15 protein-coding genes and 1 riboswitch are annotated in these 16,402 nt (G+C 65.0%); of the genes, 11 read left to right on the plus strand and 4 right to left on the minus strand.

The genetic code is table 11. The annotated features are described in order from the left end of the window. The first annotated feature begins 5 nt into the window (after nucleotides 1-5). From zapE to E2F49_RS10720, 6 genes are all read left to right on the plus strand, one after another. Nucleotides 6-1,226: a cell division protein ZapE gene (gene zapE, locus E2F49_RS10695; protein ID WP_425481371.1), complete on the plus strand. Its 1,221-nt coding sequence runs from the start codon at nucleotides 6-8 to the stop codon at nucleotides 1,224-1,226. Between the two features lie 400 nt (nucleotides 1,227-1,626). Then, nucleotides 1,627-1,841, plus strand: a riboswitch (cobalamin riboswitch). Nucleotides 1,842-2,028: 187 nt separating this feature from the next. Continuing rightward, nucleotides 2,029-4,530 carry a ribonucleoside-diphosphate reductase subunit alpha gene (locus tag E2F49_RS10700; RefSeq protein ID WP_133393869.1) on the plus strand — a complete coding sequence of 834 codons (2,502 nt, stop codon included), beginning with the start codon at nucleotides 2,029-2,031 and terminating at the stop codon, nucleotides 4,528-4,530. A gap of 190 nt (nucleotides 4,531-4,720) precedes the next feature. Beyond that, on the plus strand, nucleotides 4,721-5,770 hold the full coding sequence (locus tag E2F49_RS10705; RefSeq protein ID WP_133393870.1) for a ribonucleotide-diphosphate reductase subunit beta: 1,050 nt from the start codon (nucleotides 4,721-4,723) through the stop codon (nucleotides 5,768-5,770). A gap of 63 nt (nucleotides 5,771-5,833) precedes the next feature. Next, on the plus strand, nucleotides 5,834-7,306 hold the full coding sequence (locus tag E2F49_RS10710; protein WP_208004855.1) for a hypothetical protein: 1,473 nt from the start codon (nucleotides 5,834-5,836) through the stop codon (nucleotides 7,304-7,306). 107 nt (nucleotides 7,307-7,413) lie between these two features. Continuing rightward, nucleotides 7,414-7,908: a flavodoxin gene (locus E2F49_RS10715; RefSeq protein WP_133393871.1), complete on the plus strand. Its 495-nt coding sequence runs from the start codon at nucleotides 7,414-7,416 to the stop codon at nucleotides 7,906-7,908. Then, nucleotides 7,880-8,206, plus strand: a complete 327-nt coding sequence (locus E2F49_RS10720) for a thioredoxin family protein (RefSeq protein ID WP_133393872.1) — start codon at nucleotides 7,880-7,882, stop codon at nucleotides 8,204-8,206. The genes E2F49_RS10715 and E2F49_RS10720 overlap by 29 nt, the downstream gene beginning before the upstream one ends. 83 nt (nucleotides 8,207-8,289) lie before the next feature. Here the strand turns inward: E2F49_RS10720 and E2F49_RS10725 are convergent, their stop codons facing one another. Beyond that, the gene (locus tag E2F49_RS10725; protein ID WP_133393873.1) at nucleotides 8,290-9,411 is read right to left on the minus strand and encodes a hypothetical protein; all 1,122 of its coding nucleotides are present in this window, start codon (nucleotides 9,409-9,411) and stop codon (nucleotides 8,290-8,292) included. A 427-nt stretch (nucleotides 9,412-9,838) separates the two neighbouring features. Between E2F49_RS10725 and E2F49_RS10730 the strand changes: the two genes are divergently transcribed. Next, on the plus strand, nucleotides 9,839-10,246 hold the full coding sequence (locus E2F49_RS10730) for an acyl-CoA thioesterase (protein ID WP_133393874.1): 408 nt from the start codon (nucleotides 9,839-9,841) through the stop codon (nucleotides 10,244-10,246). Nucleotides 10,247-10,674: 428 nt separating this feature from the next. Then, nucleotides 10,675-11,157, plus strand: a complete 483-nt coding sequence (gene mntR, locus E2F49_RS10735) for a manganese-binding transcriptional regulator MntR (RefSeq protein WP_133393875.1) — start codon at nucleotides 10,675-10,677, stop codon at nucleotides 11,155-11,157. Nucleotides 11,158-11,173: 16 nt separating this feature from the next. On the opposite strand, the gene E2F49_RS10740 is transcribed toward mntR, so the two are convergent. The 3 genes from E2F49_RS10740 to E2F49_RS10750 form a co-directional block, all read right to left on the minus strand. Continuing rightward, on the minus strand, nucleotides 11,174-11,959 hold the full coding sequence (locus E2F49_RS10740; protein ID WP_133393876.1) for a MipA/OmpV family protein: 786 nt from the start codon (nucleotides 11,957-11,959) through the stop codon (nucleotides 11,174-11,176). A gap of 113 nt (nucleotides 11,960-12,072) precedes the next feature. Then, a complete protein-coding gene (locus E2F49_RS10745; protein ID WP_133393877.1) occupies nucleotides 12,073-12,261 on the minus strand; it encodes a hypothetical protein in 189 nt (62 codons plus the stop codon). Between the two features lie 316 nt (nucleotides 12,262-12,577). Continuing rightward, nucleotides 12,578-13,471, minus strand: a complete 894-nt coding sequence (locus E2F49_RS10750; RefSeq protein ID WP_133393878.1) for a fructose bisphosphate aldolase — start codon at nucleotides 13,469-13,471, stop codon at nucleotides 12,578-12,580. A 177-nt stretch (nucleotides 13,472-13,648) separates the two neighbouring features. Here E2F49_RS10750 and E2F49_RS10755 point away from each other — a divergent pair, with 177 nt between their 5' ends. From E2F49_RS10755 to E2F49_RS10765, 3 genes are all read left to right on the plus strand, one after another. Next, the gene (locus E2F49_RS10755) at nucleotides 13,649-14,656 is read left to right on the plus strand and encodes a methionine ABC transporter ATP-binding protein (RefSeq protein WP_133394116.1); all 1,008 of its coding nucleotides are present in this window, start codon (nucleotides 13,649-13,651) and stop codon (nucleotides 14,654-14,656) included. Next, a complete protein-coding gene (locus E2F49_RS10760; RefSeq protein WP_133393879.1) occupies nucleotides 14,653-15,330 on the plus strand; it encodes a methionine ABC transporter permease in 678 nt (225 codons plus the stop codon). The genes E2F49_RS10755 and E2F49_RS10760 overlap by 4 nt, the downstream gene beginning before the upstream one ends. A 262-nt stretch (nucleotides 15,331-15,592) precedes the next feature. After that, the gene (locus E2F49_RS10765) at nucleotides 15,593-16,396 is read left to right on the plus strand and encodes a MetQ/NlpA family ABC transporter substrate-binding protein (RefSeq protein ID WP_133393880.1); all 804 of its coding nucleotides are present in this window, start codon (nucleotides 15,593-15,595) and stop codon (nucleotides 16,394-16,396) included. The last annotated feature ends 6 nt before the right edge of the window (nucleotides 16,397-16,402 follow it).

The following is a 16,402-nucleotide window of genomic DNA, read 5'->3' on the forward strand; positions in this document are numbered from 1 at the left end:
GCGCGGTGCGCCGGTCGAACGGCACTGCGCGCGTGAGCGCGCTGCCGACGCCCTCCGAGCGCTACGCCGCCGGTGTCGCCCGCGGCGACTGGCAGGCGGATCCGGCGCAGCAGCCGGCGCTGGTCGAACTCGACCGCCTGCATGCCGCGCTGGTGCAACCGCCCGCGCGCCGCGGCGTGCTCGGCCGCCTGCTCGGCGGCAGGGACACGTCCGACGTGCCGGCCGGCCTCTACCTGTGGGGCGGCGTGGGGCGTGGCAAGACCTTCATGATCGATCTGTTCCACGACGGGCTTCCGCTGCAGTCGATGCGGCCGACGGCCGCGGACGATGCGAACATCGCGCCCCCGCAGAAGGACCCGGCGCGTCACGCCGCCCCCGACCCGAAGCTCGGCCGCAAGCGGCGCACGCACTTCCATCGCTTCATGCGCGAGGTCCACGAATCGCTGCGCACGCATGCCGGCGAGCGCGATCCGCTGGCGGCGATCGTGCGCGGCTGGCGCGATGCGGGTCTGCGCGTGCTGGTGCTCGACGAGTTCTTCGTCAGCGACATCGGCGATGCCATGCTGCTCGCACGCCTGCTCGACCGTATGTTCGCCGACGGCATCGTGCTGGTGACCAGCTCCAACGTCGACCCGAAGGACCTCTACAAGGACGGCCTGCAGCGCGCGCGCTTCCTGCCGGCGATCGAACTCCTGCAACGCCACACGCACGTCGTGTACCTGGAGAGCGACACCGACTACCGCATGCGCGCGCTGACGCGATCGCCGGTCTACCGCACGCCGCTCGATGCGCAGTCCGACGCCTGGCTCGACACGCGCTGGCACGAACTCGGCGGCGACGACGAACACCGCGACGCCGGCATCGAGATCGACGGGCGCCGCATCTGCGTGCGCGCCCGCACGCCTGGCATGGCGTGGTTCGATTTCGACGCGCTGTGCGAAGGCCCGCGCGGTGCCAGCGACTACATCCAGGTCGCGACCGAATTCCACACCGTGCTGCTGGGCGGCATCCCGCACATGGATGCCACCCGCGACGACGCCGCCCGACGATTCGTCACGCTGATCGACGAGCTCTACGACCGCAACGTCAACCTGGTCTGCACCGCCGCGGCCGAGCCGCCGGCGCTGTACTCGGGCGAACGCCTCACCGGCGCCTTCGAGCGCACCGCCTCGCGCCTGATCGAGATGCGCAGCGCGGAGTTCCTGGCGCGCGAACACCGCGGCTGAGGCGGGGGCGTCGGGAAACGGCGCGTCACCCTGCACGTCGTGGCCGCCGTCTCGGCCCCGCGAGAGACTAAAGGTCATGGACGCCTGACCGTTCGCCCCATCCCCGTGCCCCGCAGGCGGTGGACGGCGACAGGCTGCAGCCCCGCGCCCGCCCAACCACCACCGGCCGGCCGGTCGTCTCAAGCGGGTTTCGGCGTGTGTTTCCGGCCGGGCCTGTCCATCGACGCCGGCGGTCCCATCCGACGAAAAAACGGACCGAAATGTCCCCTCACCCCCTTGCCCGGCGCACCCCGATCTGCATGTCCGGGCGCCCTCCAGGGGCTTGACGAACGCGGATTCCCTACACCATGCGGCTCACCGCATCTTCACAAGATTTTGCGTTGACGGTGCCGTGACACCCCACTATCTTGGGGCTGTCGGTTCCGCAGACCCCCAAGGGGCTGTGGATTAAAACGGGAAGCCGGTGACGCCTCGCGCCACTCCGGCACTGCCCCGCAGCGGTAATTGGGAACGACCCCGCCATGGCACTGGAGCGATCCGGGAAGCGGCGGGCAAGGGGAAGGCACCGCCTTCGCGCCCATGAGTCCGAAGACCTGCCGACAGCCGCGCGAAAGCACGACGCGCGGTGCCGGCTGCGGACGCTCCGTGGGGGGCGGGCTTGCGGAGCGGGACAGCGGTGGCGCACGGCGCCGATCGCGATTCCTGCGACGCCGTCCGACCACATTGAGCGCCCGACAGCCGCCGGACCCCACGCGGGCGGGCCGGAAGGCGTGCGCGAATGCACTGGACTACGAGAGGACGCATGACCAGCCACGACACCGTCGCGACCGATGCACCGGCCGCCGCAGACGCCACGCCCAGCACCACCCCGGACACCGCGACACCCCCCACTTCCGTGGCGCCCCCCGCTGTCGATGTCGACGACGAGGTGCCGCCGCCCCCGAGCGCCGCCATGAACACCGCAATCGCAGACACCACCGCCGTCGACGCCGACGTCTCCAACTGGATCACCAAGGAAGCCGGCAACCGCCGGATTCCCTACGACCGTGCGCGCCTGGAGCGCAGCATCGATCGCACCCACGCCGAATTCCCGCAGCTCGACATCGCCGACTATAAGCGCAGCGTGTTCGGCTTCGTCGAGCGCAAGGACGCCGTCAACGCCGACGACCTCACCGACCATCTGATCCGCGAGGCCGAAGCCCGCGTCGATGTGACCGCGCCGGAGTGGGAATTCTTCGCCGCCCGCCTGTACCTGCACCGCCTGTACAAGCGCGCCAGCCGCAACCGCTTCTACGACGCCGAGCAGAAGTACGGCTCCTACGTCGGCCTGCAGGAGTCGCTGGCCGACCGCAACATCTATTCGAACGACATCCTGCGCGCCTATTCCAAGGAAGAGCTTCAGGAAGCCGGCCGCATGATCGAGGCCGAGCGCGACAAGCTGTTCGCCTACAACGGCCTGTACCTGCTGGCCACGCGCTACCTGGCCACCGACACCTCGCGCGCCGTGTTCGAGCTGCCGCAGGAGCGCTGGCTGACCATCGCCCTGTACCTGATGCAGAACGAGACCCGCGGCGGCCGCGAGCGCCGCATGCAGCTCGTCGGCGAGGCCTACTGGGCGCTGTCGAACCTGTACATGACCGTGGCCACGCCGACGCTGCAGAACGCCGGCAAGGTCGGCGGCCAGCTGTCGTCGTGCTTCATCGACACCGTCGACGATTCGCTGCAGGGCATCTACGACTCCAACACCGATATCGCCCGCGTCTCGAAGGGCGGCGGCGGCGTGGGCGCGTACATGGGTTACGTGCGTTCCAGCGGCTCGGCGATCCGTGGCGTACCCAATTCCTCGGGCGGCGTGGTGCCGTGGATCAAGCAGCTCAACAACACCGCCGTGTCGGTGGACCAGCTGGGCCAGCGCAAGGGCGCGGTCGCGGTCTATCTGGACGTGTGGCACCGCGACATCGAGAACTTCCTCGACCTGCGTCTGAACAACGGCGACCAGCGCCTGCGCGCGCATGACGTGTTCACCTCGATCTGCATCCCCGACCTCTTCATGGAAGCGGTCGAGCGTCGCGGCGACTGGTACCTGTTCGACCCGCACGAGGTCCATCGCGTGAAGGGCTTCTACCTGCAGGACTTCTTCGACGAGAAGAAGGGCGATCCGAACGGCAGCTTCCGTCGCAAGTACGAGGAAGTCGTCGCCGACGAGCGCATCTCGCGCAAGACTGTCAAGGCGATCGACATCTTCAAGCGGATCATGGTCTCGCAGCTGGAGACCGGGAATCCCTTCATGTTCTACCGCGACGAAGTGAACCGGAAGAACCCGAACAAGCACGTCGGCCGCGTCTACTCGTCGAACCTCTGCACCGAGATCCTGCAGAACATGAGCCCGACGAAGATGATGCAGGAGATCATCTCCGGCAATCAGATCGTCACCACCAAGCAGGCCGGCGACTTCGTCGTGTGCAACCTGTCGTCGGTGAACCTGGGCCGCGCGATCGTGCCGCAGCAGGGCCAGGGCGACCTGATCACCGACGTGCTCGAGCGCCTGATCCCGATCCAGGTGCGCATGCTCGACAACGTGATCGATCTCAACATGCTGCCCGTGCCGCAGGCGACGATCACCAACCAGAAGTACCGCGCGATCGGTCTGGGCACGTTCGGCTGGCACCACCTGCTGGCGCAGAAGGGCATCCACTGGAACGAGCAGGCGGCCGAGGACTTCAGCGATTCGCTCTACGAGCGCATCAACTTCCTCACCGTGCAGGCCTCGATGGAACTGGCCAAGGAAAAGGGTGCCTACCAGGTGTTCGCCGGCAGCGACTGGCACACCGGCGCCTACTTCCGCGACCGCAATTACAACTCGCCCGAGTGGCTGGACCTGGCCGCACAGGTCGGCGTCAACGGCATGCGCAACGGCTGGCTGATGGCGGTTGCCCCGAACATGTCGACCGCGCAGATCGCAGGCTCCACCGCGTCGATCGATCCGATCTACTCCGCGTTCTACTACGAGGAGAAGAAGGACTACCGTCGCCCGGTCGCCGCCCCCGGCCTGTCGCTCGACACCTGGGCCTTCTACGAGAAGGGCGCCTACAAGGTCGACCAGTTCGCCTCGGTGCGACAGAACGCCCGTCGCCAGCGCCACGTCGACCAGGCGATCAGCTTCAACCTCTACGTGCCCAGCACCATCCGCGCGAGCACGCTGCTGGAGCTGCACATGACCGCATGGCGCGAGGGCATCAAGACCACGTACTACGTGCGTTCGAACGACATCGATATCGCGGAATGCGAGTGGTGTAGCAGCTAAAGCGGGACACGGCAGCGCATTCGCGCTGACGCTTCCACGGTTCGCGATGCGAACCGTGGACCCTGGCTCATCAGCACCCAGACCCCCGCGCCTTCGGCGCGCCCCCCTGACTCAGGGAGGCTTTCCTCCAGATTGAATCGTCGCGTCGAATCGTGATTCGGGGCGCGGCACCGGAATACGAGAAACAACCATGGCCGTTACGTCCACTCCGCTCGACCGCATCAAGATCCTCGAGCCGCGTCACCCGAACCGTTCGACCGGCATCATCAACGGCACGACCTCGGGCATCCTCAACTGGAACGACATTCCGTATCCGTCGTTCTATCGCGCCTACAAGGAACTCTCGACCAACTTCTGGATTCCGGACGAGGTCGACATGAAGGGCGACGCCAAGCAGTACGGCGAGCTCTCGGCGCGCGAGAAGAACGCCTACGACTCGATCATCGGCTTGCTCGCCACGCTGGATTCGCCGCAGACGCGCTTCATCTACAACGTCGCCGAATACATCACCGACCCGGCCGCGCATGCGAACGCCGCGATCATCGGCCAGCAGGAAGTGATCCACAACGAGAGCTACAGCTACGTGCTGGCCTCGATCACCGGCCTGGCCGACCAGAACCGCGTGTTCGAACTCGCGCGCACGCATCCCACGATCATCGCGCGCAACCAGCCGATCATGGATTCGTACAACGACTTCATGCGCGAGCGCTCGGCCGAAACGCTGATCCGCTCGCTGGTGCAGTCGTCGATCCTGGAAGGCATCAACTTCTATTCCGGCTTCGCCTACTTCTACAACCTGGTCCGCCAGAACCGGATGACCGGCACCGGCAAGATCATCAGCTTCATCAACCGCGATGAACTGGCGCACAGCAAGTTCATCAGCGAACTGATCCGCGCCATCGTCGGCGAGAACCAGAGCCTGCAGGGCGACCAGCTCACCCAGTACGTGCACGACGCCTTCGAACACGCCATCCAGCTCGAAACCCGCTGGACCGCCGAAGTGCTCGACGGCATCGACGGCATCGACGTCGACGAGATGGTCCGCTACGTGAAGTACCGCGCCAACAAGATGGCCGGCATGCTCGGCATCGAGAAGCTCTACAGCGAATCGAACGAGAACGTCATGCCGTGGATCAAGGCCTACGCCGACAACTTCACCGAGACGAAGACCGACTTCTTCGAGATGCGCAATGCGTCGTACAAGAAGACGAATTCGGATAACGGGTTCGACGATCTTTAAATCTCTACCTCCAGAGGTAGCTGGATCTTCTTCATAGTTGGAACGAACAGCGGAGCATGGTCAGTGGACAGATCAATCAATCCTCAACTGTTTTTTACCGACTATTTTCACGTCAGCTCGCAGTCTTTACAAAATTTCGGCGCTTTAGACATTTGCCTTGAGGCAGATCTGCCACTTTTCATCGATCCTTTCTTATTGTTTGCTTCAGAGCGGCCCGAGTACAAACAACTTCATGACAGAATTGTGGGCCACTTGCTTGAACTCAAGAACCTAGCCCTCTCTCAAGACCCGCCTAACGAAAGTCTGTTTAAGTTTCCAGAAGTCAAACAGAATTGGCTCGGCGTATGCAAATGGGGAAATAATGGGCGCGGATTGGGGTCAAAGTTTGCTCGTGATCTGATAAAAGCGTTTCGCGGCTTCTATAGAAACTTCGGCGAGGAAGATATCCTCGAATCAGCTCACATCGAAAAGCTGACACTGGTAGGCTCAGGAATTGGGCGAGACTTCATCAGCGACTTTACCGCAAACTTAGCTCTTGAGTACTTGCTTGAGTACACGCAGCGATTCGCTGAAGAAAACCTCAGACCAGAACAGATTGGCCGGTTCAGCGTTAGATGTTCGTACGACAAGAGCCTGAGAATCTGGCGACCGCGCAGTTTCAACCTTCCTTATTTTTACAAGGACGGAGACAGCGGAGATTTTATCGTTCTGACACCCTTGGATATTTTGAGTAAAGATGAGTCATTCATCTCTCACTCAAGCTTTGTTGCGCAGTTCAGGTCAATTGCGAGCTCGCTGGATAATTTATCTTTACGCTCGTCAATCAATGAATTCTTTTCTTCGAAGTTGCCCGCAGATCCGAGACGGGCGGATATTGAGTACGCGATCGATAAAACCGTTGAAAGATTCCCAGAGATCATCGATCACTACATTCGGCACCAAGAAAACAATCGAGGCGTCGCGACTGCAATTTCTGCCGAGAAGGTACAGAAGCTTAGGATCGAGATTATAGATACGATCGGGAAGCTCACTAGCGCGCTTTTTGACGGAAGTGACTTCTACACGACTCCGACGACCAGCTACTCTGAGGCCTTAGCGCGAGCAAAGTTCCTCAAAGAGGTCATAGAGAAGAATGACGGCTATAGAATTTTCTACAAGAATGGAAATCCGATAGCCCAAGAAGAATCGATCCAGAGAATATTTCGACTAACTTGGTTTTCCTCTCCGTACGATGTCAATTCTGAAGTTAACAACGGGCGCGGCCCAGCAGACTACAAGATCTCTTTCGGTCAACGCGATTCAACAATTGTTGAGTTCAAACTTGGAAGCTCGACTTCGCTTGAAAGAAATCTGATAAACCAAGCCTCGATATACAAAGAGGCATCAAAATCAATCAATGATATTTCCGTTATTTTATGCTACACGCCGGCCGAGATCGCAAAAGTCAAAAAGATTATGAAGCGACTTAAAATTGAGGATGCGGAAAACGTCCTCGTGATTGATGCAACACCTAAGATATCGGCATCAAAGGCGTAGCTGAAAAAATGGGCAGGTCAAATTTCTCGCGAGCCGGGGTCGTAGCCGTTGTTTGCGGAACGCCCGTCGCCACTTGAGCTTGTATTATCGAAAGCCGGATCTGACCCTTGCGCATCCTCCTCGCCCACACATCGCTCAGCGGCAACACCCGCGATGTCGCGCGTGCGATCCATGCGCGGTGCGAAGAACAGGGCCATGCCGTCACCTGGATCGATGCCGACATCCAGACGCTCGCGAAAGCCTGCCCCGAAGGCGCCGCGCATGATCTCTACGTGCTCGGCAGCTGGAGCATCAACGCCGGGCGCACGCCGCCGGAGATGAAGCGCTTCATCGAGGACCTCGTCGCCGCGGTCGGAAAGCCGGAGCGCGTCGCGGTGTTCGGCACCGGCGAGACGCAGTGGGGCGAAGAGAACTACTGCGGTGCGGCCCGGCGCATGGCCGCGTTCTTCGGTACGCGGTATCCGCGGCTGGAGATCGAGCAGATGCCGCACGGCGAACACGACGCCACCAAGATCCAACGCTGGACCGACCACATACTTGCCGTAGCTTCACAACAGATCGAGATTGCCCCCCATGCAGACACTCCACGCCTCCACGCCTGACGACTACGCCGCGGCCCTCGCCGCGCATCCGCGCCTGCTCGTCGACTACTACAAGGACGATTGTCCGGGCTGCAAGATGCTCGACATGTCGCTGGCCAAGTTCGCCGCCGATCCCGCCTCCGAAGGCGTGGCGCTGCTGAAGGTGAAGATGGAGATCGTCGGCGAGGACTTCTTCCGCGGCCTCGGTCTGCGTCAGACGCCGACGCTGGCGCTGTTCAAGGACGGCAGCGAAGCCGCCCGCCTGCCGGGTTTCCAAACCCCGCCGCAGATCGCCGGCGCAGTCGCGCAACACCTCTAGGAACGTGTGGCGCGGGCGCCCGCGACGCCCACCGCCTGCGGAACGGGCTGCGCCACGGCGTCAGTCCGCGGCGCGGGTTCCGATCAACCGCCGCCGACGAGATCCTCACGCGGGATGCGCAGGTCATCCAGCGAATAGATCTGGATCTCCTCGAGCGGCTCGGTCTTGTCGCGGTACTTGTCCGCACCACTCTCGTGCGTGACCCAGAGTTCGCCGTTGATCAGGTTGAGCTCTTCCCCGTAGTACGGAAGCTCGGCGGCCACCACCGCGTTGCCGTCGGTCTCGAACCGGGTCGCAGTGTCGATCGTCGGCTGGAACACGAGCTGCGCCGTCGCCAGCACCGGCACTGACCCGTAGGACGTGGAGAACAACACCCCGGTGTCGGTCACCGCCGCGCCCTGCGCATTGTGGGGCGCGGCGATCGATTCAAAATCCCCGGGATTGAACAGCCCGGTATCGTCGTCGATCGTGTAACGCCGCAGTTCGGCGTCATGCGTGGGGAAATCGCTGTTGAACGATGCGGGGTCGAGCGGATCCTGGGTGAACTGGCCGATGTAGAGCTCCCCGTTGTGGACGGTGACGTAGCTCGCACCGAAGGGTGTGCTGCCTTCCGCAATGTCGATCTTCGCAATCGCCTGCACCGGCGTGTCGGGCGTGACGTAGGGCTCGAACACGGGTTCGCCGTCGAGGCCGATGACCGGCTCGCCGGCATCGAGGTTAGGCGTGGGCACCGTGGCCGGCACTTCGTTAGCCGTGACCGCTGCGTCGATGTCGGCGCGGTCGTAGACATACACTTCGCCGCCGTCGGCGACATAGACGTAATCGCCATGGACGGCCACGCCGCCCGCCTTGGTGGGGCCGCCCGCAGACGGGTTTCCCGTATCGGTACCGCCCAGGTACACCGAACGCTCGTTCTGCGCAGCGCCGCCGATCTCGGCGTCCTGCACCGAGAGCAGTACGCGCTCGCCGCCGTCGTTGTAGCTGGTCAGCACTTCGTTGCGGGTCGCGTCGTACCCCTGGCCCTGCGGGATCCAGGGCTGCCCGTCGCCCGCATGCACCAGGCTCGGCCCGCTGCGTCCATCGATGGGGTTGCGCAGGAAATCGTTGGTGGCATTCACGCCGTCCAGTGCGACGTCGCGGATCTGGCCCGCTGCACTCTTGATCTGGTCCCACGATGGGAGATCGAACGGAAGACCGATAGACATTGGCTTACCTCGCCTGACGTGCTGGAAGGGTGTCCGGCGCCAGCGACCGGCGCTCCCGCCAATGTTGCGCGTCCGTCGCGCGACGCAGTACTGGGGAAATCCCTTGGCGCGAAATGCCGTTCAGCAGACGTCGCTTTTTACCGTCTCGATCCTGTGCTGAAGACGCCCGATCTGAATGCGCCATGATTGACCCTCGCCCGGTGCGCCTCAGCGCGCGACGGGCCGCAACTCGACACGCGCGTTAGAACCAGCGCGTCGCAAAGCGGGGGCGGCGCCGGTCAGATCGCGACAGGGCTGCACGGACTTCGGCGCGGGTTCGAGATACCAGCCGCCTTCGCGCTCGCCGGCCTGATCGACCTGCGCGCGTCGCTTAAACTGGCACGCCACACGGGCGCGGTCCACGGAACGCGCCATCACGCAGGTTGCCATGACACCGCCCATCGACCACGCCCCCACGACCGAAGCACGCATGCTCGAGATCGTGTTCCCCGACCACACCAACCACCTGGGCACGCTGTTCGGCGGTACCGCGCTGGCGTGGATGGACAAGGCCGCGTTCATCGCCGCGTCGCGCTATTCGCGCCGCACGGTGGTGACCGCGCGCTCGGAGCAGGTCGACTTCAAGTTGCCGATCAAGCAGGGCCAACTGGTCGAAACGATCGCGCGCGTGGTCGAGGTGGGTCGCACCTCGATGCAGGTGGAAGTGGAACTGATCGCCGAGGACCTGCTCAGCGGCGACCGCGAGCTGTGCACGCGCGGCCGCTTCGTGATGATCGCGCTGGATTCGCGCGGCCGTCCGGCGCAGGTGCAGGCCCTGCCGGGCAGCGCGTCGTGAACGAGCTCTCGATCCTGCAGTGGCTCGCGCTGGGGCTGTTCATCGGCATCGTCTGCGGCGCGGTGCTGACCTTCCTCAACCGCAAGCGTTGAGGCGCGCGACGGGTCGATGCCCGTCGATCGCGACCGGGTCTGGGCGCGCCGTGATCTGCTCCTTCCCCCGTTTGCGGGGGAAGGCTGGGATGGGGGCGCACCATCCGCATCAAGTCCAATCCATCGAGCGCGATCTCACGGTCATGTCCGTATGAGAGCGGTGATGCCGCCAGCGGACCGTTCGCCCCCACCCAACCCTCCCCCGCGTGCGGGGGAGGGCATCGCGCCGGCGCGCGATGAAACCGCCCGCATTCCATCGGCACGAACGTCTCACTGGAGCGGGCAGAGCCGCGCGCGCATGCGCGACAATGCGCACGTCGCCGCATCCACGCCGCCATGTCCCGATCCAAGCCCCCTGCCGAGACCGCCCTGCCCGCCGCCAGCGTGCACGTCGAGAGCTTCCGCCAAGTGCGCGAGGCGCGACGCTCGGAACTGGTCGAGGACTACGTCGAGCTGATCTCCGACCTCATCGCCGATGGCGGCGAGGCGCGCCAGGTCGACATCGCGGAGCGCCTGGGCGTGGCCCAGCCCACGGTCGCGCGCATGTTGCAGCGGCTGGTCCGCGACGGTCTGGTGCTGCAGAAGCCCTACCGCGGCGCGTTCCTGACCGATGCCGGCGAGGCCCTTGCGCGGGCAAGCCGTGCACGCCATCAGACGGTGGAAGCCTTCCTCGTCGCGCTGGGCGTGCCGTCCGACATCGCACGTCGCGATGCGGAAGGCATCGAACACCATGTAAGCCCGGAAACGCTGGCGGTCTTCGAAGCCTTCGTGACGCAGGCGCAGGCCGGTCGCGCTGCGCCGGACGACGCGTCGCCCTGAGACGGCGCTGACCCGGTCAGAAGCGGTAACTCACGCCGCCGAAGATCGACGGCATGCCATTGGCGCCACGCTCGAGCAGGGGACTGTCGGTGAGTGCATCGGGCAGCACGCGCCAGGTCGCGCCTCCGATGAAGTTCCAGCGCTCGCCCAGCGGCCGCGCCGCGGTGATGCCCAGCGAGGGGACGACGGCGGCGCCGGGCGTGTAACGCGGCACCCCGCGTGCGACCTCGGCGTCCAGTGTGCCGAAGTAGTAATTCGTCAGGTCGTCCGACATCCAGCGCACGCCGACGCTGGGCATCCACAGCCACGCACCGCTGCGCAGCATGTAGGTGTACTCGGCGCCGAACTCGTGACCGCCGCTCGCATCGCTGACGTCCGTCAGTGCCTGCAGGCGCACGCGACCCCACGTACCCGACCAGGCGACGCCCGCGCCGACGTCCAAACCATGATCGCGGTCATCCAGCCGCGCCGCATCGAGTCCGTTCGCGGCCAATCCGGACGCACCGAGGTCGTCGATGTCGAAGCCGTCGAGACGCGCGGACACCAAAGCATCGATCTGGAACGCGCCTGTGTCGAGCAGATGCACGCCACCGGAAATCCCGCGGAAGAACACGCGATCGCCTTCGTAGGCGAGGATCGGGAACGGCAGCACACGCGCACCTTCACCTACGTATGGACTGTCGGAGGCCGCGACGGCGACGCCGACGGACCAACCGCGATGCGGCGCGTTGTCCGCGCTCGCGTTCGATTGCGCGAATGCGGCCGTGGGTGCGAGCGCAAGCAGAACGAGTGCGGCTTTCATCGGACGGTCTGTGTGGTGACGAGAAAGCCCGCACCATAGCAAGGACCGGTGCGCGCGCGAGCGCGCAATGCAACAAGGCGTGACGCCTTGTCCGATTCACAGGAACGCAGTCGTCACCCGGCGCGACGCAGGTGACCAGACTGCTCGAACGAGACGCTGTGCTGACGCGTGTCGCCGCCGCGGGCCTTGCGGTCCAGACGACGTGCGAAATCCGTCTGCGCATCGGACGGCGTGGACTGCGTCCGATCGGCGGATTTCGGGCGGCGCACCATGTAATAGGTGCCGAAAGTCGGGAGTGACATGGGGTGGTCCTCCAAGCGTTGTCTTGACGGGTCCACGCTATGCACGGCAGCGGCATACAGCGGTGTATTTCGCTGCAATTCCGCGGCGTCGTTTAGGTGTTCGAAGGACTTGTCACGACGCGGTGGCTTCGAAACAACCGGTTTCTAACGTTCGCGTATCCAGCTTTCACGCGTACGTGCCGGAGGTTTCACGTGGCGCTGATTCCACGAACCGCGCCGTTGCTCCCGTGCTCCCGGTTTGCACCGGATCACCCATCGCCCATGAAAAAGGCCGGCGCATCTGCGCCGGCCTTGATGTCACCCGCGACGGCGTCGGTCAGGCCACGGACGCGCGATAGATCGACTCGATCGCCTTGTCGAGCGACGCATTGAATTCCGCATCGCTCTGCTGCGCGCTCAGGCCCTCGGTCAGGGCGCGGCTGAAGCTCGCGACCACGCCCGGGTTCTTCGCCAGACGTGCATTCGCATCGTCGCGGACGTAGCCACCCGACAGCGCGACGACCTTCAGCACGCTCGGATGCTCGACCAACTCCTGGAAGAAGCCGTCGACTTCCGGCAGCGTGAGCTTGAGGATCACCGGCGTCGACGGCGCCACCTTGTCCAGACGCTCCAGCAGGCCCTGCTTGAGCGTGGTCTCGATGTCGGCCTTGTCGGCGGCGTTGATGTCGACTTCCGGTTCGATGATCGGCACCAGGCCCGCGTCGAGTACCTGCTGGCCGAGTTCGAACTGCTGGTCGAGCACCGCGGCGATGCCGTCGGCGTTGTTCTGCTTGATGACCGAGCGTTCCTTGGTCCCGAACACGCCCTTCGCCTTCGCGCGCGCCAGCAGCTCCGACAGGCCCGGAATCGGCTTGAGCAGCTGCACGCCGTTGGCCTCGTCCTCCAGACCCTTGTCGATCTTCAGGAACGGCACGACGCCCTTGGTCTGCCACAGGTATTCGGCGGCGCCCTGGCCTTCGAACGTGTCGTCGAGCGTGCGCTCGAACAGGATCGCGCCGAACACGCGCTCGCCGCTGAAGGCGGGGCTGGTGACGATGCGGGTGCGCATCTTGTGCACCAGGCCGAACATTTCCGCGTCATTCGCGTACTCGTTCTCTTCGATGCCGTAGAGCTTGAGCGCCTTGGGCGTGCTGCCGCCGCTCTGGTCGAGGGCGGCGATGAAGCCCTGGCCCGACTTGATCCTGTCCAGCTGTTCCTGATTCACGGCCACGTGCATAAGTCCTGTGCGATCGGTGGGAGACCCGGGGCCGCGATGATACCGTCCCGCGCCCGACGGCGCGGTCCGCCGTGCCGGAACACCGGCGCCGGGACGCTGAAACCGCACCCGCGCAACGGTGCCGCCACCGCGTCCTGCTAGGCTGCGCGGCCCATGTTGCGGCCCGTACCCGTGATCCGTTTCGAAGGCGTCCACAAGTCCTATTCCGCTGCCGGCCGCGAGGCCGTGGCACTGCATCCGCTCGATCTGGAGATCCGGGCCGGCGAGGTGTTCGGCATCGTCGGTCATTCGGGCGCGGGCAAATCGACCCTGCTGCGGCTGATCAACGGACTGGAGACGCCGAGTGGTGGCGTGCTGACCGTCGACGGCCAGCGCCTGGATACGCTCGACGGCGACGGCCTGCGGGCGCTGCGGCGGCGCGTGGGCATGATCTTCCAGCATTTCAATCTGCTGTCCGCCAAGACGGTCATCGACAACATCGCGTTTCCGCTGCGGCTGGCGGGTGTGTCGAAGGCGAAAGCCCATGCACGTGCACAGGAACTGCTGGTGCGCGTGGGTCTGGAAGCGCATCGCGACAAGTATCCCGCGCAGCTGTCCGGCGGGCAGAAGCAGCGCGTCGGCGTGGCCCGTGCGCTGGCGACCGAACCGAAGATCCTGCTGTGCGACGAAGCGACGAGCGCGCTCGACCCGCAGACGACGGCCTCGGTGCTGCAGCTGCTCGACGGCATCAATCGCGAGCTGGGCCTGACCATCGTGCTGATCACCCACGAAATGGACGTGGTGCGCCGCGTCTGCGACCGCGTCGCGGTGCTCGACGCCGGGCATCTGGTGGAAAGCGGCCCGGTGAGCGAGGTGTTCCTGCATCCGCAGCACGCGACGACGCGCCGCTTCGTCGCCGAGTCCGACGACGTCGACGAAGCCGCTCAGCACGACGACATCGCCCACGTCGAAGGCCGCCTGCTGCGGCTGACCTTCACCGGCGAGGCGACGTGGCAGCCGCTGCTCGGGCGCGTGTCGCGCGAGACCGGCATCGACTACACCATCCTCTCGGGCCGCATCGACCGCATCAAACGCCTGCCCTACGGCCAGCTGACGCTGGCGGTGACCGGTGACCACTTCGACACCGCGGCGCAGCGCTTCGCCGACGCCGGCGTGCACGTCGAGGAGATCGCCCGATGAGCACACCACTGCTGCCCAACGTGGACGCCGGCAAGTGGGTCGAGATCGGTCAGGCGACCGTCGACACGCTGCTGATGCTCGCCGGCTCGCTGCCGCTGACGCTCTTGATCGGCCTGCCGCTCGGTGTGCTGCTCTATCTCACCGGGCCGCGCCAGCTGCACGCGCGTCCGGCGTTGTACGGGGGCCTGTCGCTGGTGGTGAACCTGCTGCGCTCGGTGCCCTTCATCATCCTGATGATCGTGCTGATCCCGGTGACGCTGAAGGCGATGGGCACCTCGCTCGGCGTGCGCGGCGCGATCCTGCCGCTGGTCGTCGGCGCGGCGCCGTTCTATGCGCGCCTGGTCGAGACCGCCTTGCGCGAGATCGACCGCGGCGTGGTCGAAGCCAGCCTCGCGATGGGCGCAACCACGCGCCAGCTGGTGATGCGCGTGCTGCTGCCCGAAGCGCTGCCGGGCCTGATCGCCGGCGCCACGGTGACGACGATCGCACTGGTCGGCTTCACCGCGATGGGCGGCGCGATCGGTTCGGGCGGCCTCGGCGATCTGGCGTATCGCGACGGCTACCTGCGCTCGCGCACCGATGTCGCGGTGGTGACCGTCGTGGCACTGCTGGTGATGGTGCAGGTGCTGCAGATGGTCGGGGACCGGCTGGTGGCGCGGTTTACGCGGCGATAGCGCTTCGAAGCCCTCCCCCGCGAGGCGGGGGAGGGTTGGGTGGGGGGCGAACGGCCAGACCTTCCTGTCGCTGAGCGAGGCGGACGGCATCGCTCGAAATCGCGCATCCACCGATCGGAAGGTTGCCCCCATCCCGGCCTTCCCCCGCGCGCGGGGGAAGGAGCGGGTTTCCGCCCCACCACACACTGATTTCCACCCCCGCACTCGATCCGCACGCGTGAGCGCCGATACTGGCCGGCCCCCTCGCTTCACCGGAACGTCCATGGCCCTGCTGCCCCGCTTCGCCGCTGCCGCCCTGCTGCTGTCCACCCTCGCCGCCTGCGGTGGTTCCGGCGGCAACGCGAACGGCGAGCGCCTCACCATCGCCGCGACCGCGGTGCCGCACGCCGAAATCCTCGAAGTGGTGAAGCCGCTGCTGGCCAAGGACGGTGTCGACCTGCAGGTACGCATCTTCAACGACTACGTGCAGCCCAACGACCAGGTCGCGCAGGGCCAGATCGACGTCAACTATTTCCAGACCGAGCCCTACCTCGACGCCTACAACCGCGACCGCGGCACCGACCTGACCACGCTGGCCGGCGTGCACATCGAACCCTTCGGCGCGTACTCGCGTCGCTACACCTCGCTCGACGCCGTGCCCGACGGCGCGGACGTGGTGATTCCCAACGACCCGAGCAACAACAGCCGGGCGCTGATCCTGCTGCACCACAGCGGCGTGATCACGCTGAAGGATCCGACCGACGCACTCGCCACGCTGCGTGACATCACCGCGAACCCCAGGAACCTCAAGTTCCGCGAACTCGACGCCGCGATGCTGCCGCGCGTACTCGACCAGGTCGACCTGGCCCTGATCAACACCAACTACGCGCTCGACGCCGGCCTCGACCCGGGCAAGGATGCGCTGGCGATCGAAGGCAAGGACTCGCCCTACGTGAACTTCCTGGTCGGCCGCCCCGACAAGCAGAACGACCCGCGCGTGCAGAAGCTCATCGCCGCACTGACCAGCGAAGACGTGCGCAGCTTCATCCAGGGCAAGTACAAGGATGCGGTGATCCCGGCGTTCTGACATCGG

Source organism: Luteimonas terrae, from assembly GCF_004358165.1.
In the GTDB taxonomy this organism is placed as follows: Bacteria; Pseudomonadota; Gammaproteobacteria; order Xanthomonadales; family Xanthomonadaceae; genus Luteimonas; species Luteimonas terrae.